21 protein-coding genes and 1 pseudogene are annotated in these 23,644 nt (G+C 70.2%); 16 read left to right on the top strand and 6 right to left on the bottom strand.

From position 1 onward, the window contains the following. Positions 1–89: 89 nt before the first annotated feature. Positions 90–596: a hypothetical protein gene (locus ABT147_RS29455; protein ID WP_351411595.1), complete on the bottom strand. Its 507-nt coding sequence runs from the start codon at positions 594–596 to the stop codon at positions 90–92. A gap of 303 nt (positions 597–899) precedes the next feature. Next, entirely contained in the window at positions 900–1,799 is a 900-nt protein-coding gene (locus ABT147_RS29450; protein ID WP_351411593.1) for a trypsin-like serine peptidase, read from the bottom strand. A gap of 367 nt (positions 1,800–2,166) precedes the next feature. Here ABT147_RS29450 and ABT147_RS29445 point away from each other — a divergent pair, with 367 nt between their 5' ends. Further along, positions 2,167–4,092, top strand: coding sequence for an ABC transporter ATP-binding protein (locus ABT147_RS29445; protein WP_351411590.1), 1,926 nt, complete (start codon positions 2,167–2,169; stop codon positions 4,090–4,092). Positions 4,093–4,542: 450 nt separating this feature from the next. Next, positions 4,543–5,397, top strand: a complete 855-nt coding sequence (locus ABT147_RS29440; protein ID WP_351411588.1) for an isocitrate lyase/PEP mutase family protein — start codon at positions 4,543–4,545, stop codon at positions 5,395–5,397. Positions 5,398–5,464: 67 nt separating this feature from the next. On the opposite strand, the gene ABT147_RS29435 is transcribed toward ABT147_RS29440, so the two are convergent. The 3 genes from ABT147_RS29435 to ABT147_RS29425 all read right to left on the bottom strand — a co-directional run bounded on the left by ABT147_RS29435 (position 5,465) and on the right by ABT147_RS29425 (position 8,005). Then, on the bottom strand, positions 5,465–6,568 hold the full coding sequence (locus tag ABT147_RS29435) for a ferritin-like domain-containing protein (protein ID WP_351411586.1): 1,104 nt from the start codon (positions 6,566–6,568) through the stop codon (positions 5,465–5,467). Positions 6,569–6,601: 33 nt separating this feature from the next. Further along, positions 6,602–7,315, bottom strand: coding sequence for an SGNH/GDSL hydrolase family protein (locus tag ABT147_RS29430; RefSeq protein ID WP_351411584.1), 714 nt, complete (start codon positions 7,313–7,315; stop codon positions 6,602–6,604). A 117-nt stretch (positions 7,316–7,432) separates the two neighbouring features. Beyond that, complete coding sequence (locus ABT147_RS29425) at positions 7,433–8,005, bottom strand: class I SAM-dependent methyltransferase (protein ID WP_351411582.1); 573 nt, start codon at positions 8,003–8,005, stop codon at positions 7,433–7,435. Positions 8,006–8,177: 172 nt separating this feature from the next. On the opposite strand from ABT147_RS29425, the gene ABT147_RS29420 reads away from it, so the two are divergent. From ABT147_RS29420 to ABT147_RS29360, 13 genes are all read left to right on the top strand, one after another. After that, positions 8,178–9,872 (top strand): class I adenylate-forming enzyme family protein, encoded by a 1,695-nt coding sequence (locus ABT147_RS29420; protein ID WP_351411580.1) that lies wholly within the window; start codon positions 8,178–8,180, stop codon positions 9,870–9,872. A gap of 63 nt (positions 9,873–9,935) precedes the next feature. After that, positions 9,936–10,100 (top strand): SWIM zinc finger family protein, encoded by a 165-nt coding sequence (locus ABT147_RS29415; protein WP_351411578.1) that lies wholly within the window; start codon positions 9,936–9,938, stop codon positions 10,098–10,100. Beyond that, a complete protein-coding gene (locus ABT147_RS29410) occupies positions 10,054–11,790 on the top strand; it encodes a carbamoyltransferase family protein (RefSeq protein ID WP_351411739.1) in 1,737 nt (578 codons plus the stop codon). Before ABT147_RS29415 ends, ABT147_RS29410 begins: the two co-directional genes overlap by 47 nt. Next, a complete protein-coding gene (locus ABT147_RS29405; RefSeq protein WP_351411576.1) occupies positions 11,787–12,104 on the top strand; it encodes a hypothetical protein in 318 nt (105 codons plus the stop codon). The genes ABT147_RS29410 and ABT147_RS29405 overlap by 4 nt, the downstream gene beginning before the upstream one ends. After that, entirely contained in the window at positions 12,101–13,639 is a 1,539-nt protein-coding gene (locus ABT147_RS29400; RefSeq protein WP_351411574.1) for an MmgE/PrpD family protein, read from the top strand. The genes ABT147_RS29405 and ABT147_RS29400 overlap by 4 nt, the downstream gene beginning before the upstream one ends. Next, positions 13,636–14,835 carry a cytochrome P450 gene (locus tag ABT147_RS29395; RefSeq protein WP_351411572.1) on the top strand — a complete coding sequence of 400 codons (1,200 nt, stop codon included), beginning with the start codon at positions 13,636–13,638 and terminating at the stop codon, positions 14,833–14,835. Before ABT147_RS29400 ends, ABT147_RS29395 begins: the two co-directional genes overlap by 4 nt. 5 nt (positions 14,836–14,840) lie before the next feature. Then, the gene (locus ABT147_RS29390; protein WP_351411570.1) at positions 14,841–15,545 is read left to right on the top strand and encodes an HAD family hydrolase; all 705 of its coding nucleotides are present in this window, start codon (positions 14,841–14,843) and stop codon (positions 15,543–15,545) included. A 136-nt stretch (positions 15,546–15,681) separates the two neighbouring features. Further along, complete coding sequence (locus ABT147_RS29385; RefSeq protein ID WP_351411568.1) at positions 15,682–17,139, top strand: MFS transporter; 1,458 nt, start codon at positions 15,682–15,684, stop codon at positions 17,137–17,139. Then, on the top strand, positions 17,136–17,651 hold the full coding sequence (locus ABT147_RS29380; protein WP_351411566.1) for an SRPBCC family protein: 516 nt from the start codon (positions 17,136–17,138) through the stop codon (positions 17,649–17,651). The genes ABT147_RS29385 and ABT147_RS29380 overlap by 4 nt, the downstream gene beginning before the upstream one ends. A 165-nt stretch (positions 17,652–17,816) precedes the next feature. Next, positions 17,817–18,476, top strand: coding sequence for an SGNH/GDSL hydrolase family protein (locus ABT147_RS29375; RefSeq protein ID WP_351411564.1), 660 nt, complete (start codon positions 17,817–17,819; stop codon positions 18,474–18,476). An 86-nt stretch (positions 18,477–18,562) separates the two neighbouring features. Further along, on the top strand, positions 18,563–19,357 hold the full coding sequence (locus ABT147_RS29370) for a thiolase family protein (protein WP_351411562.1): 795 nt from the start codon (positions 18,563–18,565) through the stop codon (positions 19,355–19,357). Positions 19,358–19,521: 164 nt separating this feature from the next. Next, a complete protein-coding gene (locus ABT147_RS29365; RefSeq protein ID WP_502983183.1) occupies positions 19,522–21,036 on the top strand; it encodes an acyl-CoA carboxylase subunit beta in 1,515 nt (504 codons plus the stop codon). Positions 21,037–21,351: 315 nt separating this feature from the next. Beyond that, complete coding sequence (locus ABT147_RS29360; RefSeq protein ID WP_351411558.1) at positions 21,352–22,116, top strand: AfsR/SARP family transcriptional regulator; 765 nt, start codon at positions 21,352–21,354, stop codon at positions 22,114–22,116. Between the two features lie 29 nt (positions 22,117–22,145). On the opposite strand, the gene ABT147_RS29355 is transcribed toward ABT147_RS29360, so the two are convergent. After that, entirely contained in the window at positions 22,146–23,156 is a 1,011-nt protein-coding gene (locus tag ABT147_RS29355; protein ID WP_351411556.1) for a bifunctional lysylphosphatidylglycerol flippase/synthetase MprF, read from the bottom strand. Between the two features lie 177 nt (positions 23,157–23,333). On the opposite strand from ABT147_RS29355, the pseudogene ABT147_RS29350 reads away from it, so the two are divergent. Continuing rightward, positions 23,334–23,644, top strand: a pseudogene (locus ABT147_RS29350) (aldehyde dehydrogenase family protein); the annotation flags it as partial.

Below are 23,644 nucleotides of genomic sequence, written 5' to 3'. Positions count from 1 at the left end.
CCGGGCCGACGACGGGGCGAGGTGACGGGCCGTCAGATCCTCCTGTCCGGCCCGTGCCTGGTTGCCCCTCGCCGGTCCCGGCCCGTCTGTCAGGCGTCGACGAAGTCGGTCAGGACGCAGCCGTCGACGAGGGCGTCCTGGGTCGTGGAGTTCGGCGGAGCCGCGTAGCCGGGCGCACAGTTCAGGCCGAGCGTGCCGAGGGACAGCATGTCCCGCTCGTCGCTGTCGGAGGCGTAGATACGCGCGGCGAAGTTCTGGCCGACGAACCAGCGCGTTTGGGTGTCCCCCTCGCCCGCGGCGAGATCGGCCTCCTGGCGCGCCTTGAACTCGGCCTCGAACCGGGCCATGTCGCTGACGACCAACAACACGTGACCGTTGCTGCTGCCGTCGACTCCGTCGCAGGTCGCGCGTTCCTCGATGCCCCACGCGGTGTTCGTCTTCGCCATCTGAGCCACCGCGCTGTCCGGTGAGGCGCCGTCGATGTCGCTGAAAACAGTGTCCTCCGGCTCGGTCGACCCGGACTCGCATGTCGTCACGTTGCTGATCAGCCGTATCAGTTCGTCCGCGTCGGCGACCTTGGCCAGCGTGGCTTCCACGCCACCGCCCGCTCCGCCGGCGCCTTCACCGTCCGCACCGCTTCCTTCCTGCCCTCCGTTCCTGCCCGTGGACGCCTGACCGCTCTGACTTTCAGACGGACCGCCGTCGTCGGAGCAGGAAGTGGCCGTGAGAGCCAGGAGGGCGGCGGCGACCGCGACAGCCTGCTTCGTACGCATCGAGGAACCCTTACGTAAGGACATGCAGAGAGGACATGCGGCTCAGAGGAGTCCTCGGGAACCTAGCCGAAGTGATCAACGAGCAGCAAAAGCACTACTGGACGGCGGCGCGGAGCCCTGGCACGCTCAGCCGCGTTGGGCGGCGTCGTACACGGCTCGTGCGGTCTTGGCGAACATCGGCCCGTACATCGGGCTGCCGCCGTCACCCGCGCCGTGGCTGTTGACCGAGACCACGGTGCCCTTGCCGGTCGTGGAGTCGAAGTCGGCGAGCCAGGGGCCGCCGCTCGCGCCGCCGCCGAGGTCGCACGGGACGCGCTGTTCGCCCTCGGGGGCGCGCTGGGTGGTGCCGGCGCAGTACAGCAGTCGCTCACCCCGCTGGGGAGTGGTGCCCGGGTAACCGAAGGCGGTGACACGCTTACCGGTCGGACGGCCGAAGGCGATCTTCTGCGCCCCCACCGCGTCGGTGAGCCGCTTGCCCTTCGCCGGGGTGGCGACGACCATCGCCGCTACGTCATTGACGGTGTCCTCGGCCCAGGAGCGCGGTGTCATGGTCGACTTGACGGCATAACGGCCGTACGGCGCCTTGCCCTTGGCGTAGCCGGGGACGAAGACGATGTCGCTGTAGGTGTTGACGGGTGAGGAGCCGAGGCGCGCGCAGTGGGCGGCCGTCATGATCACTGAACGGTTTCCGCTGGTCACGGCGCTGGCCGTGCACCAGGTGTCCTGCCCCCTGGAGTCGACGAAGAAGAGCCGGCCGATGCTGGGGACGGCCTTGCCGGTCCAGGGCTTGCTGAGCGGCCCGGTCGCGCCCAGGTCGACGCCGCGGCCGACCTGCTTCATGCGTGCGGGCGTCCAGTGGGAGAGGGCGGCGGTCCGCTCCGCCGCCGTGTAGGTGACCGTACTGACCTGCCCGGGGCCGGCGGCGGACGCGGGTTGGGCCGCCGCCATGGGGACGGCCAGGGCCAGCAGGGCGGCGGCGAGACCGGAGACGGTGTGGCGCGCGCCTCGGGACGGGTTGGGCGGCATGAATGTCCTCTGGGGTGATGGGGGTCGGGACCAGGACCAGGATCGGAATCTGGTCATCACCCGGGAGGACGCGATTCCGGCGAGTGGCGTGCATCCGCCGTCGGATCTTTTGATCATTCGTCAGTGGCATTGCCGGGGCGGGACCGCCCGGTAGGGCGCGGACGTAGGCGTCCACGATCCGAGCCGCCGTGCACCGGCCTCTGAACTGCGGCGATGGCTACTCCCGTCACCGGGGCCTCACCGCTGGACAAGTCCGCTGCGCCCGTTGGACACAACGGTGTCCGATTCTCGCCATTCCGCGTTAAATGCCTGGACTGAGAACCTCCCCGGACGGGACACTTCCGACTTCCGAACCACCGGGAGTGTGATGGGGACAACAGATACCCGAGGATCGACGCCGGGCAGGAGCGCGGTCGTTCTGGCACTGCGCCTCTACGGCAGGGAACTACTACGACTTCGACGGCTGGCCCTGCCCGCCCTGCTGCTGCCGGCCGTGGGCAACATCGGCATCCGCTACGTCGCCCCCCTCCTGATCGCCAAACTGGCAGGACAGGCCGCCGGCGACGGTGGTCTCACCCTCACCTCGGCGCTGCCGTACGTGGTGGCCTTCGGCGTGACACTGCTGCTCGCCGAGGTTGTGTGGCGGGTCGGACAGCACTGCCTGAACCGCGTGGACGCCCTCGGCATGGAACACCTGTATGTGAGCGGTATGGACGAACTCCTCGCCAAGGACGCGGCGTTCTTCCACGACAACTTCGCCGGGTCCCTGACCAAGCGGGTGCTGAGCTTCGGCAAGCGCTTCGAGGACTTCGTCGACACGGTGACGTACCGGATCGTGGGCAGTCTCGTCCCCCTGGTCTTCGGCGCCGTGGTGCTGTGGAGCTACGAACCGAAGCTCGTCGCCGGCCTGTTGGTGATGATCGCGCTGACCGTCGTGGCCGCGACACCTCTGATCCGTCGCCGGCAGCGGCTCGTCAACGAGCGTGAGGCGGCGATCGCCCGGGTCTCCGGCCACGTCGCCGACAGCCTCATGAACATGGAGACCATCCGCGCGTTCGCGGCCGAGGAGCGGGAGGCCGACGAACACCGCAGCCGTGTCGCGGACTCCCGGCGCCTGACGCTGAGGTCGTGGGACTACGGCAATCTGCGCGTCGACACCCTGATCGCCCCCATGTCCGTACTGACCAACGTCCTGGGCCTGCTGGTCGCCGTCGCCTTCGGCGGCTCGGGCCAGGGGGTGGAGGAGATCGTCGTCGCCTTCACCTACTACTCCAACGCGACCCAGATCATGTTCGAGTTCAACCAGATCTACCGGCGCCTGGAAAGCTCGATGACCGAGGCCGCGCAGTTCACCGAGCTGCTGCTGGACCCGCCCACCGTGCTCGACCCGACGGAACCCGACCCCCTCGCACAACGGCACACCGGCATCCGTTTCGAGACGGTGACCTTCGCTCACGCGGGCGCGAAGCCGATCTTCAAGGAACTCGACCTGGATGTGCCCGCAGGCGCACGGATCGGTCTGGTCGGCAGGTCCGGCGGCGGCAAGACCACCCTCACCCGGCTCCTGTTGCGGATGTCGGACATCGACGACGGACGCATCCTGATCGGCGGGCAGGACATCAGCCGACTGCGCCAGACCGACCTGCGCTCACTCATCGCCTACGTCCCGCAGGAACCCGCCATGTTCCACCGCAGCCTGCGGGACAACATCGCCTTCGCCCGGCCCGGCGCCACCGACAAGGAGATCCACGCCGCGGCCGCGGCCGCGCACGTCACGGAGTTCGCCGACCAACTCCCCGACGGCTTCGGCACCCTGGTGGGGGAGCGGGGCGTGAAACTCTCGGGCGGCCAGCGCCAGCGCGTCGCCCTCGCCAGGGCCATCCTGCGCGACGCCCCGATCCTGCTGCTCGACGAGGCGACCAGCGCGCTGGACTCGGAGAGCGAGCTCCTCGTCCAGGACGCCCTGTGGCGGTTGATGGACGGACGTACGGCCCTCGTGGTCGCCCACCGTCTGAGCACCGTCGCCGGCATGGACCGTCTCGTCGTCCTCGACCGTGGCAGCGTCGTCGAGGAGGGCAGCCACGAGGAACTGCTCACGGCGAACGGCGCCTACGCCAAACTCTGGCAGCACCAGTCGGGCGGCTTCCTCGGCGAGAGCACCGAGTCGCCCCTCGACCACCCGGTCCCGGGAGCCGGACTCGGCGCGCTGCCAGGACCGGCTGACCCGGCATCGGACGGAGACCACAGGACGTCATCGCACGCTCGTACGGCCACCGGGTCCGGCTCCACGTGACCGAGGCGGCCACGACACTCTCGCCCTCGGCGGCGCCCTGCTGATACGCCGGTGTATGTGGATTTCGCCGGGGGGAGGGCCTGGAGTCGACCGACGGGTCCTCGTACTCACCTGCGAGGGCCTGTCGGCCGGCCACGGCAACCTGGGTCGATCGACCCGGCCGCCGACCGCCGGTCGTGTCACACGGTGGTCCGGTCGTGTCGGAATACGGCCAGCGTCACAGGCCGGTGATCGTCTAGAACTGATGCATGACGGGCATGACGGGCATGACGTCATAACGACATGTAGGCATAACGACATGAAGGCATGACGGCCCACTCGGCCGAGGCGCCGGTTCCTCACCGTGGCGGCGGGACCGAGCCGTCCGGCACCGAACCGTACCGACCCCTGCCACCCCCCGTGCCCCCCGTGTCACTCACCCCTTACCGACACCTACCGAACGGATCGACGATGAACACCACCCAGCAAGCCCTGGCCGACACTCTGCGCGCACTGCACGCGCCTTCCGACGGGCGCGCGCTGGTGCTGCCCAACGCCTGGGACGCCGCGAGCGCGGCGCTCATCGCCCAGGCGGGTGCCCGCGTGATCGCGACGAGCAGCGCGGGTGTCGCCTGGTCGGTGGGACGGCCCGACGGACACGGCCTGACGCGGGAGGAGATGGTCGCGGCGGTGGGGCGGATCGTCGACGTGGTCGAGGTGCCGGTGACCGCCGACATCGAGGCCGGATACGGGCCCGGCACCGAAGACGTCGCGGCCACCGTCCGCGAGGTGATCGCGGCCGGCGCGGTCGGAGTCAACCTGGAGGACTCGCTCGCGCCGGGCGGCCCGCTGCACGACGTGCCCGCCCAGGCGGCACGACTGCGCGCGGCTCGGCGCGCCGCCGAGGAGGCGGGGCTGCCCGGCCTGTGGATCAACGCGCGCACGGACGTGTTCCTCTTCGGCACGGGTGCCCCCGGAGAGCAGCTGGAGGAGGTGCTGTCCCGAGGGAAGGCGTACGCCGACGTGGGCGCCGACAGCCTGTTCGTGCCGGGCCTGGTGGACCTGGACATGGTGGCCGACCTGGTCCGCCGCAGCCCTCTGCCGGTCAACGTCATGGCGGGGCCGGGCGCACCGCCGGTGAGCGCGTTCGAGGCGGTCGGTGTCCGCCGCGTGAGCGTGGGCGCCGGGCCCGCTCAGGCCGCCTACGGCGTCGTCCAGCGCGCGGCGGCCGAGTTGCTGGGCGCGGGCACCTACGACGCGCTGACCGACGCGGCCGACTACGGCGTGGTCGACAGCGCCGTCACCACTGCCCGGGCGAGGCGATGACGCAGGGCACCGTACGTACACCGTAGGTACGGTCGGTACGCCCCGTACTCGCACCTGATCGGGGCGCCTACTCCGAACCGAGCCGTACGGCCGCGTCCACCTCCGCCTGTCGGCGGCGCAGTTCGGTGGTGGCACGCTCCTCGTCGTAGCGCTCGGCGATGTTCTCGTCCTGCCGCATCAGGGCGATCAGGTCGGCCTTGGCGTGATCCAGCACGCCAAGGTCCGCGTAGGCGGACTTCACCTTGTCGCTCCACAGCCCGATGTCGCGGATGATGGGGACGATGCGGCCGAAGAGCAACGACCGGTAGAGGGTGACCAGTTCCGACGTGGCCACGTGCTCCATGCACTCGTCGAGCGGCAGGTCGAGCGTCTCGAAGATCTCCCGTCCGGTGAACCTGTCGCGCATCAGACGGGAACCCTCGATCACGAACTCCTCGCGCTCGGCGCGCTCCCTGCTGCTCAGTTCGGCGTAGTAGTCCTTGAGCACGAGTCGGCCGAACGCCACGTGCCTGGCCTCGTCCTGCATCACATAGGCGAGGAGCTGCTTGACGAGCGGCGCGGTGGCCACGTCCCGGTAGAGCCCGAAGGCGGCCAGCGCCAGCCCCTCGATCAGCACCTGCATCCCGAGGTAGGGGAGGTCCCAACGGCTGTCCCCCAGGGAGTCGGCCAGCAGCCGGGCCAGGTCCTGGTTGATCGGATAACTCATGGCGATCTTCTCGTGCACGAAGCGCCCGAAGAGCTCCATGTGCCGCGCCTCGTCCATCACCTGGGTCGCGGCGTAGAACTTGGAGTCCTGGTCCGGCACCGACTCCACGATCCTGGCGGAGACGGTCAGTGCTCCCTGCTCACCGTGCAGGAACTGGCTGAACAGCCAGGAGCCATGGTGACGGTCGACCTCGTCGCGGGCCTCACGGGACATCCGGTTCCAGAGGTCGGACCCGAAGAGCAGCGTGAACTCCGGGGGCAGCCCGGCGACGTTGAGAGGATCGATCTCCTGGTCCCAGTCGATGCGCTTCTGCGCGTCCCACTGCTTGTCCTTGCCCTTCTGGTACAAGGTGAGCAGCCGGTCCCGCCCGCCGTCGTACTCCCAGGAGAGACGGGCCGCCCCGGCCATCGGTACGTTCCAGGTGTCGGTGGAGACGGGGGCGGTGTACAGCTCGTACGAACTCACGGAGCGGCCCTCCCTGGGGGGATCGGCGATCGGCTACATGTCACGCTCTGCCAGCCGCGCCGCGAGGGCGCGGATGATCTCGGTGCCGAGGACGGCCTGGCCGCGGGCGTTGAGATGGATGCCGTCGGAGCTCCACACCGACTCCTCGCGCCCCGTCGGATGGGTCTGCATGTCGACGTAGACCGCGTCCAGGCGCTCCGCCACGGACCGCGTGAGCCGCGACAGGGCGGCGAGACGCTCACGGGCCAGGTCCCGGTACCGCGCGTCGAAGTGCGGGTTGCCGATGATGTCGAAGAAGCCGGAGGTGACCAGCGTGCCGCCGGCCTCGCGCAACGGTGCGAACAGGGCTTCGAGTTCGCGCTCGGCGGCCTGCGGGTCGAAGACCTTGCGCAAGCCGTCGTTGCCCCCGCACAGCGCGATCACCAGGTCCGGCTTGAAGTCCAGCGCGGGCTGCAGCTGGTTCTCCCGCACCTGCGCGGTCAGCAGGTCGCGCTGTCCCAGATTGAGGTGTGCCAGATCCGGCCGCACCTCTCGGAGCGCCTCGACCACCAGGGTCGACCAGGGCTCGGAGCGGTAGCCGGGGCGCGGCTCGCTGATGCCCTGGGCGACGCTGTCACCGACGATCACCAGCCGCGACCAGGGAGCGCCTCGCAGTAACTCCCCGCCCGCCGCCGGTGACAGCACATGAGGGTCGTTGCTCTCCGTCAGGCCGACCGCTTCCATCTCCGCTTCCATGCCCGTTTCCATGTCCGAGTCCTCCCGTACACACTGTGTCCTGTCGATCAACGGTGGCACCCGGCCGGCGCTCGGCGCTGGCGGGAAAGCGACATCACCGCGCGTGCGATCCCCGGGTTCCGCGCGGCGCTACGCCTTGCGGGCGCGGAAGCGGATGCTGTGGCCGCGACGGTCCCGTTCCACCACGGTGTCCTCGAAACCGGCCGAGGTCAGCCGATCCCGGAACCGGGCCGGGTCCAGGACGTTCATGGTGTCGCCGAGGTGCAGCAGCCGGAACGGCAGCGTCGACTGGCTGTCGCTGCCGGCGAAGACACCTCCCGGCCGCAGCACCCGGAACGCCTCGGCGAGGAGGCGGTCCTGAAGCGTGGCGGTCGGCACGTGATGGAGCATCGTGAAGCACACCACGGCGGAGAAGTCGCCGTCGGGCAGTGGCATCGCGGCGGCGTCCCCGTGCAGGACACGGACCCGGCCGGCCCACTCCCGTTCGAGCCGTCCCGCGGTCGGCCCGTCGATCTCCAACGCGGTGAGCCGGGGCACCCGTTCGACGAGGACGCGGAGGTTCGCGCCGTACCCTGGGCCGAGTTCGAGGACGTCCTTCCCGAGCTCGACGCCCTCCAGTGCCCAGGGCAGCAGCCGCCGCTCGGTGTATCCGGCCCAGGTACGGGAACTGCACAGCCTGCGGTGTGCCCTGTTCATCGGCATACGGCGACGCTACCGCCGGGCCCCCGGTCGCCCGCTGACACCGGCACGCCAGCGCCGTCTCAGCGCCCTGCCCTACATTCCTGCGGGTCCGGCACGTCGACGCCGGGCTCACCCGACGGGCCCAGTGCGTCACCACCCGGCCGAATCCGGCCATCCACCTCTGGGGACGCGCATGACCATCCACGCGACAGACTCCCGGCCCGCCTTCCTCACCGACTACGCCCCCACCCGCTACCGGCGCAGGCTCACCCCCTTCTCCCGGGTGCCCGCGACCGGACGCATCGGCGAGGTGTGGCACCTGGCGGCGCGCAACCACCCCGGGCAACGGGTGATCGTCGACCGGGCCCCGGACGTCGACCCGGACGGACCGCTGGAGCGCACCTACGCCGCATGGGCTGAGCTCGTGGACGACCTCGCGGGACGGCTGTACGCCATGGGTGTGAGGGAATGGGACCGCGTCGCCGTCGTGAAGCGGAACCATTTCGACATCGCGTTGCTCGCCTCCGCCGCGGCCCGCATCGGCGCCGTACCGGCACTGATCTCCGACAACCACGCGCCGGACACCCTCGCCGTGCTCCTCGAACGCCTGGAGCGCCCCTACCTCGTGACCGACCGCCGGGTCCTGGACGCCACGGGACTCGACACCGGGACCGTCGCCAAGCTGACCGAGCGGTGCGCGTCCGTCGACGGCGGGCCGGCCGGGCGTCCGGACGTCCTCGACTTCGGAGCACTGCGGGGCGGGCCCGTGCCGGCCCGGCGGCTGCGCGCGTACCACGAGCCCATGGTCGTCACCCACACCTCGGGCACCACCGGCGTGCCCAAACTCGTGCTGCACTCGGCCGCCTCGCTCTACTCCCTGGGGCTGGTGGAGGCCGAACGATGGCCGGTGTTCGGACTGCGGGCCGACGACACCGTGGCCTTCTGCCAGCCCTACTCGCACCAGCGGGTCATCACCGGCCTGCTGCCCCTGACCACGGTCGGTCCCAGGCTCCTGATGCTGTCGGACCCTCAGGGGCCCGCCCTGCGCGACCTGTTGGTGGAACACGCCCCCACTCTCGTGGAGACCCTCCCCAACGCCTTTCTCGCCTGGGAGGACCTCGCCAGGGACCCCGGCAGGCCGTTCCGGCGGGTACGGGTGTTCGTGAACTCCTTCGACGCGATCCACACCCGGACGATCCGTACGTTCCTGGCGGCGACCGACCGCAGGTTCCCGGTGTGGGTCCAGTCCTGGAGCCAGACCGAGGCCGGGGCCGTGGCGATCCGGCCCTACACCCGCAGGTCGGTGCGGCGCCTCGGCCGCCGGCCGCCACCCACGCAGATGCTCGGCTGGCCGGTGCCCGGCTTCGGCAGGCTGCGCGCCGTGGATCCGGCGACGGGCCGGGCCGTGCGGCCCGGCGAGGTGGGGCTGATCCAGTTCTCCGCCCCCGGCCGCTGCCTCGCCTATGTCGGGGAGCGCGCACGCCATGACAACAAGCGCCAGGGCGAATGGTGGAACCTCGGCGACATGGCGGTCGTCAACCGGTGGGGCGCGGTGCGCCTCATCGACCGCGAGGTGGACCGCATCCCCGGGGCCAGCGCCCTGGAGATCGAGGACGTCCTGCTGGACCGGCTGCCCAGCACCACGGAGGTCATCGTGCTGTCCGTCCGGGACGGCCTCCCGCAGCCCGTGTACAGCACCCGCGGCGACATCCCCGTCGATCCGGCCCGGTGGCGCGAGGCGACGGCCGGGCTGCCACCACTCGCCGAACCGCTGCGGATCCGCTGGGAGGACTTCCCCCGCACGGCTACCTGGAAGGTACGCCGCGTGCTGCTCCGCGAGCAGTTGATCGCGGGCACCTCGGGCGCCGGCTTCGGCACATGGACCTGAAACCGGTCGCTGAGGCACCCGTGTCAGCCGGATCTCAGAGGCGTGCCAGCCCGAGCTTGAACGATGAGCCCGAGACAGTACCCCGTCGCATTGACGGAGCATCATCCAGCCACCAAAGGAGCCCGGTGTGATTGTCCTTGGCTACAACGGCTTTACCGACGGTGCCGACACATTCGGGCGACTGTACGGAGCGACAGGCATCGACCGGCACAGCATCCTGGGCCATGACGCGGCCGTGTCGCTCTTCGTGGACGGGGAGTTGGTGGCCGCCGTCGAGGAGGAGCGGCTGAACCGGGAGAAGAAGACCTCCGACTTCCCGGCGAACTCCCTGCGGTGGTGCCTGAACGCCGCCGACGTACGCCTCGACCAGGTCGACGCCATCGCGTTCCCCTGGTCGTTCTCCTCTGACGTCGTGAACGCGATGATCAAGGACATCAGCGGCAGCGAACTGATGACCGTGGAGCAGAAGTTCGACCGACTCAGGCGGTTCGGGGAGCTGTACGGCGGGCTGGTGAGCAAGGAGGCGCTGCACGCCGACTTCAAGCGGCGCACCGGCCATGACCTGCCGGTGGAGAAACTGCTCCCGGTACCGCACCACCTGGCCCATCTCATGTGCGGCTACTACCTGTCCGGCGAGCGGGACGCGGCGTTCCTGGTGAGCGACGGCCGTGCCGAGCGGCTCTCCTCCGTCATGGGCGAGGTGCGGGAGGGGGAGATCCGGCTCTTCGAGAAGTCGGCCATCGGCGTCAATAACTCCCTGGCCCTCCTCTTCGGCGAGATCACCCGCTACCTCGGCTTCATGCCCAACAACGACGAGTACAAGGTGATGGGCCTCGCGGCCTTCGCCCCGGTACCCGCCCCGTCGGACAACCCCCTCCTGCGCGAGGTGGTCGAACTGCACGAGGACGGCCGCTACGCCCTCGCCCTCGCCAACGACCCCAGCGGCACCCGCGGTTACTACCCCCTCCTCGACCGCCTCTTCGGCGGGGACGAGCGACGCCGCGAGCAGACGGAGTTCCGCGCCACGGTGGCCGCCGCCGCCCAGCAGATGGTCGAGGTGATCACCGCGCACCAACTGCGGGCCCTGGAGGCCGGCACCGACCTGAACCGGCTGATCTACGAAGGCGGCCTCGCCCTCAACTGCGTGAACAACGCCAAGCTCCTGGAGGACTCCCGCTTCACCGACATCCACGTCAGCTTCGGGGCGAGCGACCCGGGCGTGGCCATCGGCGCCGCCGCCTACGCGAGCGGCTTCAAGGGGCGCTCCCGCTCGGCGCCGGCCACCCCGTATCTCGGCCCGTCGTACACGGACGAGCAGATGCTCGCCGCGCTGCGCGAGCGCGCCGACCAGGTGGAGTGGACCGAACTCGACGAGGAGGCGGTGGCCGAGCAGACCGCCAAGCTGCTCGGCGAGAAGACCGTCGTCGGATGGTTCCAGGGCGCCGCCGAGTACGGCCCGCGAGCGCTGGGCAACCGCAGCATCCTCGCCAACCCCGGCTTCGCCGACATCAAGGACATCATCAACACGCGGGTCAAGCACCGTGAGCCGTTCCGTCCCTTCGCTCCCGTCATCCTGGAGTCCGAGGCGGAGCGGGTCTTCGAGATGGGCAAGAAGGCGTCGTCGCCGTACATGACGTTCGTCTTCCCGGTGCGGCCCGAGTTCCACGACGTCATCCCCGGCGCCATGCACGTCGACGGCACGTCGAGGGTGCAGACCGTCACCGCCGAGTCGAACCCGAAGCTGGCCGAACTGCTCAGCGGCTTCACGGCGTCGACGGGGGTGCCATGCCTGGTGAACACGTCGTTCAACGTCGCCGGTGAGCCGATCGTGTGCTCACCGTCCGATGCCATCGCCTGCTTCCTCCACACCGAGATCGACTATCTGGTCCTCGGACGCTTCCTGGTCGTCAAGAGGTGACGGACGTCGGCACGGCACAGCCGGAGCAGTTGGAACACCAGCCGGTCGGCGTGCTGCTGGAGGTGGTGCTGTCCAGGCTGACCTGCGGCGCCGGCCGCGAGGCGCCGCTGGAGGAGGCGTGCATCGCCTCCGTGGAGTGCGCGCTGCAACTCGCGGCGATCGCCGAGCGGGCCAGACGGACTCCGGACGACGAGGCGCTGGGTCACGAGGCACGGGAGGCGCTCGCCGCCGCCCGCGCCTCCGTCCTCGCCGCCACCTGCGCGGTCAGGTCCATCGAGGACCGGCGGCGCGGCCTGCCCCGGCGGCGGGGATGAGCGCGGCGGACGGCGGCCGGGACACCGGCGCCACCCTGACCCGGCGGCTCGCCGAGTGGGCCGCCGGCCTGCGCCACCCGGACCTGCCCGAGCGGATCGGGGAGTACGCCACCAGCCAGGTCATGTCGCATCTCGCGGTGGTGCGGGCGAGCCTCGCCCATCCGCTCGGACGCAAGCTGGTCCGGGCGTTCGGCCCGCCGCTCGCCCCCGATGCCGGCCGGGCGGCGCACGTGCTCGCCGCACTGTCCTCGTGCCTCTACTACGAGGACAGCATGTACGCGGGCCATGTCACGCACGCCTCCGTCGGAGTCCCGCTGGCCTACCGACGGGCCCAACGGCTGGACGGACGCGCCCTGTTGACGGCGGTCGTCGCGGCCAACGAGTGCGCCGCCCGGGTCACCGCGGCCGCCGTACTGGGTCCGCTGCGCGGCCAGGGCACCTCGTACACCCAGCTCGTGGGAGCCGTGGCGGCCCGGCTGCACGGCGCCGGCGCCCCGGCCGAGACCTGGACGGCTGCCTGGGGGCTGGCCCTCGCCATGCCGCCGTGGCCCCTGCGGCGGGCGCTCCTCGGCAGCGAGGCCAAGGTGCTCTCGGCGGCGACCCCGGTACGGACCGCCCTGGACGCCTGCGACGCGGCGGCCGCGGGGCTGCGCGGCGCGGACGACATCCTGGAGCACCCGGGCGGCCTGCTGGCCAAGTTCTCCCACGTGCCGAGCCCGGAGGTGGTCACCGCCGGGCTCGGCGAGCGCTGGCACACCGACACCCTGACCTTCAAGATGTACCCGGCCGGCGCGTATGTGGACGCCGCCGTCGACTGCGCCGTCGACCTGCACGCCCGGCTCTCCCCGGAGGAGATCCACGGCATCGAGGAGATCGTGGTCTCGGCGGCCCGGCTGACCCTCTCCATGGACCAGGAGGGCGCCCCCTACCTCGACCGGGAACACTCGGCGATCATGGCGCTCAACGTCGGTGTCGCGTACAACGTGGCGACCGCCCTGACCACCGGCTCCGTCACCCCGGCGGACCTGGCCGAACCGGCGACGAAGGACCCCGTTCGCTGGGCCCTCGCCGACCGGGTACGGATGGAGTACGACGCCGAGCTGAGCCGCCGAGTCCTGCGCGCGACCGCCCCGTTGGGCGAGGCGCTGCGGCAGGGCGAGGAACGCGGCAGACAGTGGCTCGCCGACTTCATGGGCGCCGGCGCGGCGGCGGCGGAGATCGGGGGACCGCCCAGCGCCACCTTCCAGGACGCCGACAAGACGGTGGGCGCCCGGCTGCGGATCACCCTGCGCGACGGACGGGTGGTCACGGCCTCGTGCGAGCGGCCGAGAGGGTCCGCCGGACCGAGGACCCGGGACACCCACCGCGTACTCGTCCGGGAGAAACTCGCCGCCTCCGGGACCTCACCCGGCGTGAGGGACGCCCTGGAGCACCTCGCTTCCCTGGACGCACAGGAGGTCGACGACCTCATCGGCAGAGCACTGTCCGAACCCCTGCCCGCACCGGCACCCGTCAAGGAAAGGACCGCACGATGACCGACCACGCGCCCAGGTTCACCTACCCCGTGAAGCGGACCGACCCCCTCGTACCCCCCGAGGCGTACGCGCGGGCGCTGCGCGAGGAACCGGTGTGCCCGATCACCCTCGCCACCGGCGACCCCGCCTGGTTCGTGGCCCGCCACGAGGACGTCCGGACCGCCCTGTCGGACCGGCGGTTCAGCAGGGAGGCCCTGTTCCGGCCCGGCGCCGCCCGTGCGCAGGTGGTCGAGCCTGACCCGAACAGCATGCTCACCATGGACCCCCCGCGCCACACCCGGCTGCGCAAACTGGCCAACCGCGCCTTCAGCCCGCAGCGCGTGGAGCGGCTGCGCCCGTACATCGAGGAGGTCGCGGCGGACCTGCTCGACGCCATGGAGGCCGGCCCGCCCGAGGTCGATCTCGCCGAGGTGTACGCCCGCCCGCTGGCACTGCGCGTCATCTGCCGCACCCTGGGGGTGCCGTTCGAGGACTATGACAAGTTCGGCGCCTGGTCGGACCGGTTCATGTCGCTCACCAAGTACCCGCCCGAGGAGATCAACCAGGCCAACGCGGACATGCGCGCCTACTTCGCCCGGCTGATCGGGGTGCGGCGCGAGGACCCCGGGGACGACCTGATCAGCGCCCTGGTACAGATCCACGACGAGGAGGGCGAGCCCACCGAGTCCGAGATCGTCGGCCTGGGCGCGCTGCTGCTGCTCGCGGGCCACGACACCACGGTGACGGTGCTGTGCGGCGGGACGGCGACCCTGCTCGGCAACCCCGACCAACTCGCGCTGCTGCGCGCGGATCCCGCGCTGTACCCCGACGCCGTCGAAGAGGTCGTACGGCTCAACGGTCCGGGCGGCGGGACCTCCATCCGCATCACGACCGGAGACGTGAAACTGGGCGGCACCGTCATCCCCGAGGGCTCCGCCGTCCTCGCCTCGGTCGGCACCGCCAGCCGGGACCCCGAGGTGTATCCGGACCCCGACCGCTGTGTGATCCGGCGGGAGGGCCGCACCCAGGTGGCCTTCGGCCAGGGGCCGCACTTCTGCATCGGCGCCGGACTGGCCCGGGCCGAACTCGCCATCGGTCTGCGGGCGCTGTTCGACCGGTTCCCCCGGCTGCGGCTCGCGGTGCCCACCGAGAAGCTGCGCTGGAAGGACTTCGCCGCCCTCGGGGGCTGGGAAGAGCTTCCCGTCGCCTGGGACTGACGCGCGTGCCCACGCCACCGACCGGCTCCCCGCCGGCCGCGTCCCCGCCTGCGGTCGCGTTCTTCGACGTCGACGAGACACTCATCTCGGTCAACAGCATGTCCCGGTTCCTGCACCACCACTTCCGGGCACTGGGCCGGCCGCGCTCCGCCTTCGACGACGCGGTGCGCGGCCTGCGGGACCTCACCGAGCGCGGGGCGTCCCGCGCCACCGTGGCACGCGCGTACTACCGGCACTACGCCGGCAGCGGCGACCGGGAGCTCGCGGCCCAGGGCCGCGCCTGGTTCGCCGACGAGCTGACGGCCGGTGGCCTGTTCCTGAGGGACAGCGTGATGGCGCTGCGGGAACACCGGCGCAAGGGGGAGACCGTCGTCCTGGTCTCCGGGTCCTTCGCTCCCTGTCTGAACCCGATCGCGGAACGGCTCGGAGTCGACACCGTGCTCTGCGCACGGCCCGAGACGGTCGGCGGTGTCCACACCGGCAGACTCGACACCGCAATGATCGGCGAGGAGAAGGCCGTAGCCGTGCGCTCCCTGCTCCAGGAACGCGGGATCACCGGTGACCGCTGCCACGCGTACGGCGACCACGCCTCCGACCTGCCGATGCTGCTCGCCGTCGGCCATCCCGTGGTGGTGGGAACCGATCCGGTGCTGGTCCGCCGCGCGAGGGAGAGCGGCTGGAGACGGCTGCCCCGCGGCGTCCCCCACTGACTCGAACGGCCGTGGCGCGGGCGGTTTCCGGCCGACGTTCCGCACCTTGATGACCTTGTCGAAAACCTGCCAGCCCACCGCTTCGATGCTTGTGAGAGTAAAGGTCGTCCAACGGTACGACGAAGGGCTGAATCTCATGCACCGGAGCCCGGACTCGGCTGCGACGCAGCCGAACTACCCGGTGGTGGTGACGCTTGCAGCGGGTGCCATCTTTCTCTCGATCCTCGATGCCACCGTCGCGAATCTGGCGGTGACGGACATGCACGACAGTTTCCCCGACGCCTCGGTGACCGACCTGACCTGGGTCATCTCGCTGTACGCCATCGTGTTCGCCTCGTTCCTCGCGCCCGCCGGACGCCTCGCGGACGTGCTGGGACGGCGACGGCTCTACGTCGTCGGCATGGGTCTGTTCACCGTCACCTCGCTGCTGTGCGCGGTGGCACCCGACCTTCCCACGCTGCTGATCGCGCGGGCCCTGCAGGGCCTGGGCGCGGCGGCCATGATCCCGGCCTCCCTCGCCGTGGTCCTCGCCGATGTGGAGCCGCGGCGCAGGGCGGCCGCGATCGGACTGTGGAGCGCCGCCGCGTCCGCCGCCGCGGCGGCCGGACCGAGCCTCGGCGGGATCCTCATCGACACCGTCGGCTGGCGCTCCGTGTTCTTCGTCAACATCCCCCTCGGTATCGCCCTGCTCGTCGGGATCAGGGCCGTGCGCGGATCGGCACCCTCCGGGCAGGGCCTGCCCGATGTGCTCGGCACGATGCTCCTCGCGGCGGGCACCGGCCTCGTCGTGCTCGGAGTGACCCAGGGCCCGGAGTGGACCTGGGACGACCCGCGGGTGCTCGGCTGTCTCGCCGGCGGCCTCGTCCTGCTGGCCCTCACCCTGGTACGGGCCCGGCGGCACCCGCGCCCCGCCCTGCAGATCAGACTGTGGCGCAGCAGGGTCTTCGCCCTGGCCAACCTGGTCTCCTTCTTCTTCGGCGCGGCGCTGTACGCCTGGCTGCTGGTCGGGGCGCTGTGGCTGGTGGACGTCTGGCACTACTCACGGATCGAGGCGGGCCTGTCGATGAGTCCGGGGGCGGTGTTGTCCGCGGTGGTCGCGGTGCTGGTCGGGCGGTCCCTGAGCAGGCGCAGTCCGCGACTGGTGGTGTTCTGCGGTGCGATGACGCTGGTCGTGGCCGGGCTGTGGCTGGGCCTGACGCTGTCCTCGCAGCCGGCCCTGTGGAGCATGTGGGTCCCGGTCGGACTGCTGGCCGGTGCCGGAATCGGGGCCGTCAGCACCGGGGTGTCCAGCGCGGCGGCGCTCTCCGTGGAGCCGCTGGACTTCGCCGGCGCCACCGGACTCAACATGGCGGTACGTCAGATCGGCGGTGCCCTCGGCATCGCGGCGCTGGCCGCGATCCTGCCCGCGCAGACCTCCGCCGAGCCCGGCCCGTACAGCCACGTCGTGTTCTTCTGCTGTGCCACCGTTGCCGTAGCGGGTCTGCTCGGCCTCGGCCTCGCGAAGCGACGCGAGCGCCCGACGGCGGATACCGGGCGGCCCGCCGCGCAGGCTGTCGCCACCGGAACCGTCGGCGGCAAGGGAGGGGACCTGTGACGACTCCGGGAGCGACATCGGCCGGGCGGGAGTGGGCCGTCGAGGAGCGTCTCGTGGTGAACGCCCCGGCGGAGCGGGTCTATGCCGCGGTCGCCGGCGTCCGGAGGATGGGGCGGTGGAGCCCCGAGTGCCGGGCCGTCCTCTCCCGGCGCGCCATGCCCCGCACCGGGGACCGCTTCGTCGGGTTCAACCGCAGGGGCGGATGGGTGTGGTTCACCACCTGCCGGGTGGTACGCGCCGAACGGGGCCGGGAGTTCGCGTTCCGGGTCACCTCCTTCGGGCTGCCCATCGCCCTGTGGGGCTACCGCGTGGAGCCACGGACGGACGGTGTGGAACTCGTCGAGTACTGGGAGGACCTGCGCCGGGGACGCGGCGCGAAGGTCGCGGAGTTCCTCGGCCGGGCCTTCACGGGGACACCGCCCGAGCGGCGGGCGGGCCTCAACCGAGCCAATATGCGTACCACTTTGCACCGGATCAGAGTCGTCGCCGAGCAACGAGGAGATCTTCCGTGAGCTGTTGGTCCGCAGTACGGGGCACGAGGGTGAACCGCTGACCCGAGCGCCCTGTCGACCGACCCGAGCGTCCGCTTCCCACCTCCCCCACGACCGCCAGGCGCCGAGCCGGACTGTTCGACGCCCGTGAACGGGCTCGCTGTATTCCCCCCTCAGGAGAGAACCGTGAAAGGCACCTCCATGTACGAAGGCCACACATCGGACCACGGCATCGGCGGCGCGGAGTCCACGCCCCTCTTCGCCCCTCCCTGGCAACGGTTCGTCGTTCTCGGCGACGTCACCGTCAAGAGCCCGGGATCCACTCGCGGGAAGTCCGGCAGTGTGCCCTGGACGGACCGCGTGGCCGAGACGCTGAGGTCGGCGCGGCCCAACCTGGCGTACCTCAACCTGGGACGCCGCGGCCACTCGGCGACACAGGTCCGGGCCAAGCAGCTGGCCAGGGCGCTGGCCTTCCGCGGTGACCTGGCCGTGGTCGTCGCCGGCGGCCACGAGGCCCTGCGCGACCCCTTCGACGTCGACGCCACCGAGGCCGAGTTACACCGGATCGTGGGCCCGCTCCGGGACTCGGGCGCCGATGTGATCACCCTCGGGGTCGGGCCGCTCCTGTCGGAGCCTGCGGTCGAGGAGCACCGCGGCGGACTGCAGCAGCGGCTGCGGCTGCTCGCCGAGCGCACCCGTGAACTGGCCCTGCAGCACGGCGCGTTGCACGTCGACATGACGGGTGACGGGGACGTCCGGCGGACCGGCGCGAGTGACGACGCGGTCGCGGCCGCGGTCATCCGCCGTCTGAGGACGCATCTCGACGCGACGCAGGTCGCCGCATAAACGCGATGGTTCCGGCCCCGGGGCGGCCGGGGCCGGAACCATCGCGGGTTCCAGTCCAGCCCGATCCGGCCGAATGGTGAGCGCTCATGTCCGAGTCAGTCATTCTCGCGGGAGCGTGCACGCCCAGTGGCGACCTCTTCGCGGGGCTGGGAGCGTTGAACGCCGTCGCCCTCGGGGCGCTGATCATCGAGGGCGCGCTTGACCGGGCGGGCATCAGCGCCACCGAGGTGGACTACGTGATCACGGGGCAGGAGCAGGCCCGGCAGACGGCACAGCGGGCGTGCATTCCCGGCCGGGTGCCCGCGATCTCCGTGAGCGGGACCCGGCTGTGCGGTCTGAGCGTCATCGCTCTGGCGGACCGCCTCATCCGTAGCGGTGAGCGCGACGTGGTCGTGGTCGGCGGCGTGGATCCCGGAGGCGCCCGCTCGGTGCGCTGTTCCGGCGCGGCGGACCCGGGCCCGGCCGGGGGGCCGCCGCACCGCGCCGACTGCGCGGTGGCCGTCGTTCTCATGCGCCGGGCGCGGGCCGACCGTCTCGGCCTGCCCTGGCTGGCCCGCGTGGGTGCCCACAGCACGGTCACGGGCTCCGCCGGATCGTCGTGCGAGGGGGCCGTCCGGGCCATCCGTCAGGCACTGCTTGCGGTGCCCGCCACACCGCGGGACCTTCGCCTCGTCGAAGTCAGGAAGACATCGCCCGTGAACGGAGCGGACCGTGCTCCCGCCCCGCCGTCCGCCGTGATGTCGGCCTTCGACACCACGGGGGTGCGCACGGTCCTGCGCCTGGCGCAGGCCCTCGCGCGGAGGGGAGGCGGCATGGGGGCCGCGGGGATGTGGGGAGACCATCCGGCCGAGGCGGTCATCGTCTGTTCCCGCACCCGCTAGCGGCGGAGCCGACCCGCTGAAGCGCGCGTTTCAGCGGGCTACCAGCGTGCCCTGAAAGATTATGGATACCACTGCCGAGAGTCGGGCGGGCGCACATGGGAAACTCTGTCGAAGAATCCGTGGACGACAACGTTATCAGCGGTAAGGTATCCGAACTCCAGGAAATGCGACAGCAGTTGGAGCGGGGTCCCGACGAACGTTCCACTCGGGCCCAGCGCGGCAAAGGAAAACTCACGGTGCGCGAGCGCATCGACGCCTTTCTCGACCCGGGGACATTCACCGAGATCGAGGCGTTGCGCAGACATCGCGTCACGGCATTCGGAATGGCGGAGAAACGTCCGCACACGGACGGGGTGGTCACCGGGTGGGGGATGGTGCACGGCCGGAAGGTCTTCGTGTACGCGCATGACTTCCGTATCTTCGGTGGAGCCCTGGGCGAGGCCAACGCGGAGAAGATCCACAAACTGATGGATCTGGCCCTGGCCACCGGAGCCCCCCTGGTCAGTCTCAACGACGGTGCCGGCGCGAGGATCCAGGAAGGTGTGTCGGCGCTGGCCGGATACGGCGGCATCTTCCGCAGGAACGTGCGGGGTTCGGGTGTGATCCCGCAGATCAGCGTGATGCTCGGCCCCTGTGCCGGCGGTGCCGCGTACTCCCCGGCGCTGACCGACTTCGTCTTCATGGTGCGAGGCACGTCGCAGATGTTCATCACCGGACCTGATGTCGTCCAGGCCGTCACCGGGGCCGAGGTCACGCACAACGAGCTGGGCGGAGCCGATGTGCACGCCGCGACCTCGGGCGTCGCGACCCTCTCCTACGACGACGAGGAGACGTGTCTGGAGGACGTCCGCTATCTGCTGACCCTGCTGCCCTCGAACAACCAGGACCCGCCGCTCCGGGAGCCGACCGCCGACCGGCGCGGGCGCAGGACCGAGCGGCTCCTTCGGCTGGTCCCCACGGACCCCGGCCGCTCCTACGACATGCGTACCGTCATCACCGAAATCGTCGACGACGGTGAGTACTTCGAGGTCCAACCCGCCTGGGCCGCCAATGTCATATGCGCCCTCGCCCGGCTGGACGGCCATGTCGTCGGCGTGGTCGGCAATCAACCCGCGGTCATGGCGGGGGTGCTCGACATTCACGCGAGCGAGAAGGCGGCCCGGTTCGTGCAGTTCTGCGACGCCTTCAGCATCCCTCTGGTGACGCTGGTCGACGTGCCGGGCTTCCTGCCGGGGGTGGACCAGGAGCACCAGGGCATCATTCGGCACGGCGCCAAACTCCTGTACGCCTACTGCAACGCCACCGTTCCCCGGGTCCAGTTGATCCTGCGGAAGGCCTATGGTGGCGCGTACATCGTCATGGATTCCCGGTCCATCGGAGCGGATGTCTCGCTGGCCTGGCCGACGAATGAGATCGCGGTCATGGGTGCCGAGGGAGCCGCGAATGTGATCTATCGGCGTGAGATCGCCGCGGCCGCGGATCCGGATGCCCTGCGGAAACAGAAGATCAAAGAATATCAGGGTGAACTGATGCATCCTTATTACGCCGCGGAACGAGGCCTTGTCGATGATGTCATCGACCCCGCGGAAACACGGTCGGCGCTGGTCGGATCCCTGGAGATGCTCCGCGCCAAGCACGCACCGCTGCCTTCGCGCAAGCACGGAAACCCGCCGACGTGACCGAATATCAGGTGGCGGTCGCGTGCTCGATGGGGTTCAGGTTCCGGCCAGCGGGCTTCTGTGGCCCCTCCTTGCCGATACGCCCCGGACCCGTTGCCAACTCGGAGACCGGCGGGAGGAGTCGCCCGATTCGATGGATCGGTTTTCCGCCAAGATCCCTCGATTTCTTGGATAAATCATCGCCGTGGCCCGGTTGAACCAAGGACATTGGACCCCCTAGGCTCATGACGGGAGGCGAATGAGCGTTCTAATTTGGCGCGTTGTGTCGATCGCAACGTCGGATTGTCGGTACATCGAGGAAACGGGGGATTCTGCATGCAGATCCGGCTGCTCGGGCCACTGCAAGTGATCGACGAAAGCGTTCCCATCGAGTTACCCGGAGAGAAACTCAGGGCCATCACGGCGGCCCTGGCACTCACACCCGGCACTCCCGTGCCGGCCGTCGACCTGCTGGAAGAACTCTGGGGGGATCGACTTCCGAAAACCGCGGAAAACTCTCTGCAGTCGCACATCGCGCGACTGCGCCGCATCCTCGCCAATCGGACCGGAAAGCCCAGCGTCCGCGACCTCGTCCGCACTTCGCACTCGGGCTACTTGCTGGACGTGGATCCCGAGGACGTCGACGCGCTCTGGTTCACGCGTGCCGTGGACGCGGCGAACCGGTACCTGAACGACGATCCCGAACGGGTCATCAAAATACTCACCGACGCGTTCGCCGTATGGCGGGGCCCCGCCCTGCTGGACGCCGGAAACGGAATCGCCTGCCGGATCGCGTACGCCCGACTGGAGGAGACGAAGCTCATCGGCCGGGAACTGTTCATCGAGGCGCATCTCAAGCTCGGCAGACATCAGCAGGTCATCCCCGAACTCGAACAGCTCCTCACGCAGCACCCGCTACGGGAACGATTCTGCGAGCAGTTGATGACCGCCCTGTACCGATCCGGCCGGCAGGCGGACGCCATCAGCACCTACCGCAGGGTTCAGCACAACCTCTCCGCGGAACTGGGCATCGACCCGGGGCCCGGAATGCGGAAGAAGCTGAAGGAGGTGCTTCAGCAGGAGGCGAACCTGCTGCTGTGACACCGGGACCCCCCGGGCGCGAGGTCGGCTCAAACGGACTTGGTCACCCGCAGGATGTGCCACACGGCACGCAGGCTGGCCCCGCCCTCGAAGGCGAGATACTCCGGCAGCACCAGCTGTGGACCCCACTTCTCCTTGTACGCCAGCTGGCTGGCGGCAGGGTAGACGGATTCCCCCTTCTCCGCGAGCAGCCTCAGGAACCTCCCGGTCAGGGCACTGCTCGGCGGCACCTCGTGCGAGGCGTCGAGCCCGGTGAAGGGTGTGAAACCGAAGTGCAGCCACTCGGACCCCTCCCGCGAGAAGGCATCCAGCGCGGTGGCGTTGATGGCTTCCATCACCCCCGGCGGGGAGTCCGGCAGACGCCGGCTGAGGTCGTGCAGCCAGCCGGAACGGGATCCGTAGGCGGGGGAGTAGGAGATGTAGGCCACCGGGACGCCGTCGAGCGACCCCAGGAACAGCCGCCGGAGCCGCTGCACCGGCCCGCCGATCTCCCCGACCAGGAACTCGATCTCCTTGACATGCCGGCCCTTGCCGCGCAGCCAGGCCGAGTCGATGCGCTCGACGCTCTCGTGGTGCTCCGTGAAGGAGACCTCCCGGACCTCCAGGCCACCGCGCCTGGCGCGGGAGATCTTGTTGCGCAGCTTCATGAACCGTGAGCCGCGCAGCGTGAATTCGGGAAGACGCACCGAGTACGACGATCCCACCTGATTGAGGGTGAAACCCTCCGCCGCGTACATCTCGGCATCGGCACGCAGTAATTGGATGCCGACGATCCTGCGTCGGCGGTCGCGCGCGAGCTGCCTGAATTCCCGCAGAACCGCGGCCTGCCGGTCCCGGGGACCGAAGACACCGCCGAACTGGATGAGGAACCGGCCCGCCTCCCGGTAGGCGACGAGTTCCCCCGCATCGCCGATGAAGACCTTGTTGCCGGCGTTCAGCGCCAGGAACGCGCTCGGATTCTCCGCGTACTTCTGCACGGCGGTCAGTGCGGCCTGAGAAGTCTCGTCGTTCTCCCGCGCGATATCAGAAACTTGGCTCATGCGTCGCTCTCTCCCGATCGACCGACCAAAGCTCCGCGCACCATATACCGGGCCCGCCGAATTCGGCTGAAGCCGCTATGTCAGTGGGCTTTCAGCGGCCTCTCAGACTGCGCTGCGACGATCGTCACCATGGCCTTCGGCGGCCCTCCGGTCCGGTTGCACACCCAAGGAGTGAGCGTGGGCAGTACGCAGTTGTCCCGTACGATTTCACGGCGCCGGCCGCAACACGGAAGGCGTCGGAATCCCGCGCGCCTGCGCACCTATCAATCCTATGTCGACGGACAGGAAGTAGCCGGCGACGACTGGGTCTACGTACTCGACGCGGATTCCCTGCTGGACGACGTATTCGCCAATCTCACCCTCAAACGAAAACTCGAACAGGGCAGGCTGGCGCCCGACGAACTGCCGGCGACCGTCGTCGGACGCGTCGCCAAGGCCGACCGGGCCACCGTGGAGCGGGCCGTCGAGGCCGCGGCCGCGGCCTCGAC

Origin of the sequence: Streptomyces sp. NPDC001868, from assembly GCF_040297125.1 — a bacterium.
Lineage (GTDB): Bacteria > Actinomycetota > Actinomycetes > Streptomycetales > Streptomycetaceae > Streptomyces.
This window is presented reverse-complemented; position numbering and strand designations above follow the sequence as displayed.

What these genes read in the sequence shown, in the direction of transcription:
- ABT147_RS29450 (WP_351411593.1), bottom strand. Translation starts at nt 1,799, where the DNA reads ATGCCGCCCAACCCGTCCCGAGGCGCGCGCCACACCGTCTCCGGTCTC.
- ABT147_RS29445 (WP_351411590.1), top strand. Translation starts at nt 2,167, where the DNA reads ATGGGGACAACAGATACCCGAGGATCGACGCCGGGCAGGAGCGCGGTC.
- ABT147_RS29440 (WP_351411588.1), top strand. Translation starts at nt 4,543, where the DNA reads ATGAACACCACCCAGCAAGCCCTGGCCGACACTCTGCGCGCACTGCAC.
- ABT147_RS29430 (WP_351411584.1), bottom strand. Translation starts at nt 7,315, where the DNA reads ATGGAAACGGGCATGGAAGCGGAGATGGAAGCGGTCGGCCTGACGGAG.
- ABT147_RS29425 (WP_351411582.1), bottom strand. Translation starts at nt 8,005, where the DNA reads ATGCCGATGAACAGGGCACACCGCAGGCTGTGCAGTTCCCGTACCTGG.
- ABT147_RS29420 (WP_351411580.1), top strand. Translation starts at nt 8,178, where the DNA reads ATGACCATCCACGCGACAGACTCCCGGCCCGCCTTCCTCACCGACTAC.
- ABT147_RS29415 (WP_351411578.1), top strand. Translation starts at nt 9,936, where the DNA reads ATGAGCCCGAGACAGTACCCCGTCGCATTGACGGAGCATCATCCAGCC.
- ABT147_RS29400 (WP_351411574.1), top strand. Translation starts at nt 12,101, where the DNA reads ATGAGCGCGGCGGACGGCGGCCGGGACACCGGCGCCACCCTGACCCGG.
- ABT147_RS29395 (WP_351411572.1), top strand. Translation starts at nt 13,636, where the DNA reads ATGACCGACCACGCGCCCAGGTTCACCTACCCCGTGAAGCGGACCGAC.
- ABT147_RS29385 (WP_351411568.1), top strand. Translation starts at nt 15,682, where the DNA reads ATGCACCGGAGCCCGGACTCGGCTGCGACGCAGCCGAACTACCCGGTG.
- ABT147_RS29370 (WP_351411562.1), top strand. Translation starts at nt 18,563, where the DNA reads ATGTCCGAGTCAGTCATTCTCGCGGGAGCGTGCACGCCCAGTGGCGAC.
- ABT147_RS29365 (WP_502983183.1), top strand. Translation starts at nt 19,522, where the DNA reads ATGCGACAGCAGTTGGAGCGGGGTCCCGACGAACGTTCCACTCGGGCC.
- ABT147_RS29360 (WP_351411558.1), top strand. Translation starts at nt 21,352, where the DNA reads ATGCAGATCCGGCTGCTCGGGCCACTGCAAGTGATCGACGAAAGCGTT.
- ABT147_RS29355 (WP_351411556.1), bottom strand. Translation starts at nt 23,156, where the DNA reads ATGAGCCAAGTTTCTGATATCGCGCGGGAGAACGACGAGACTTCTCAG.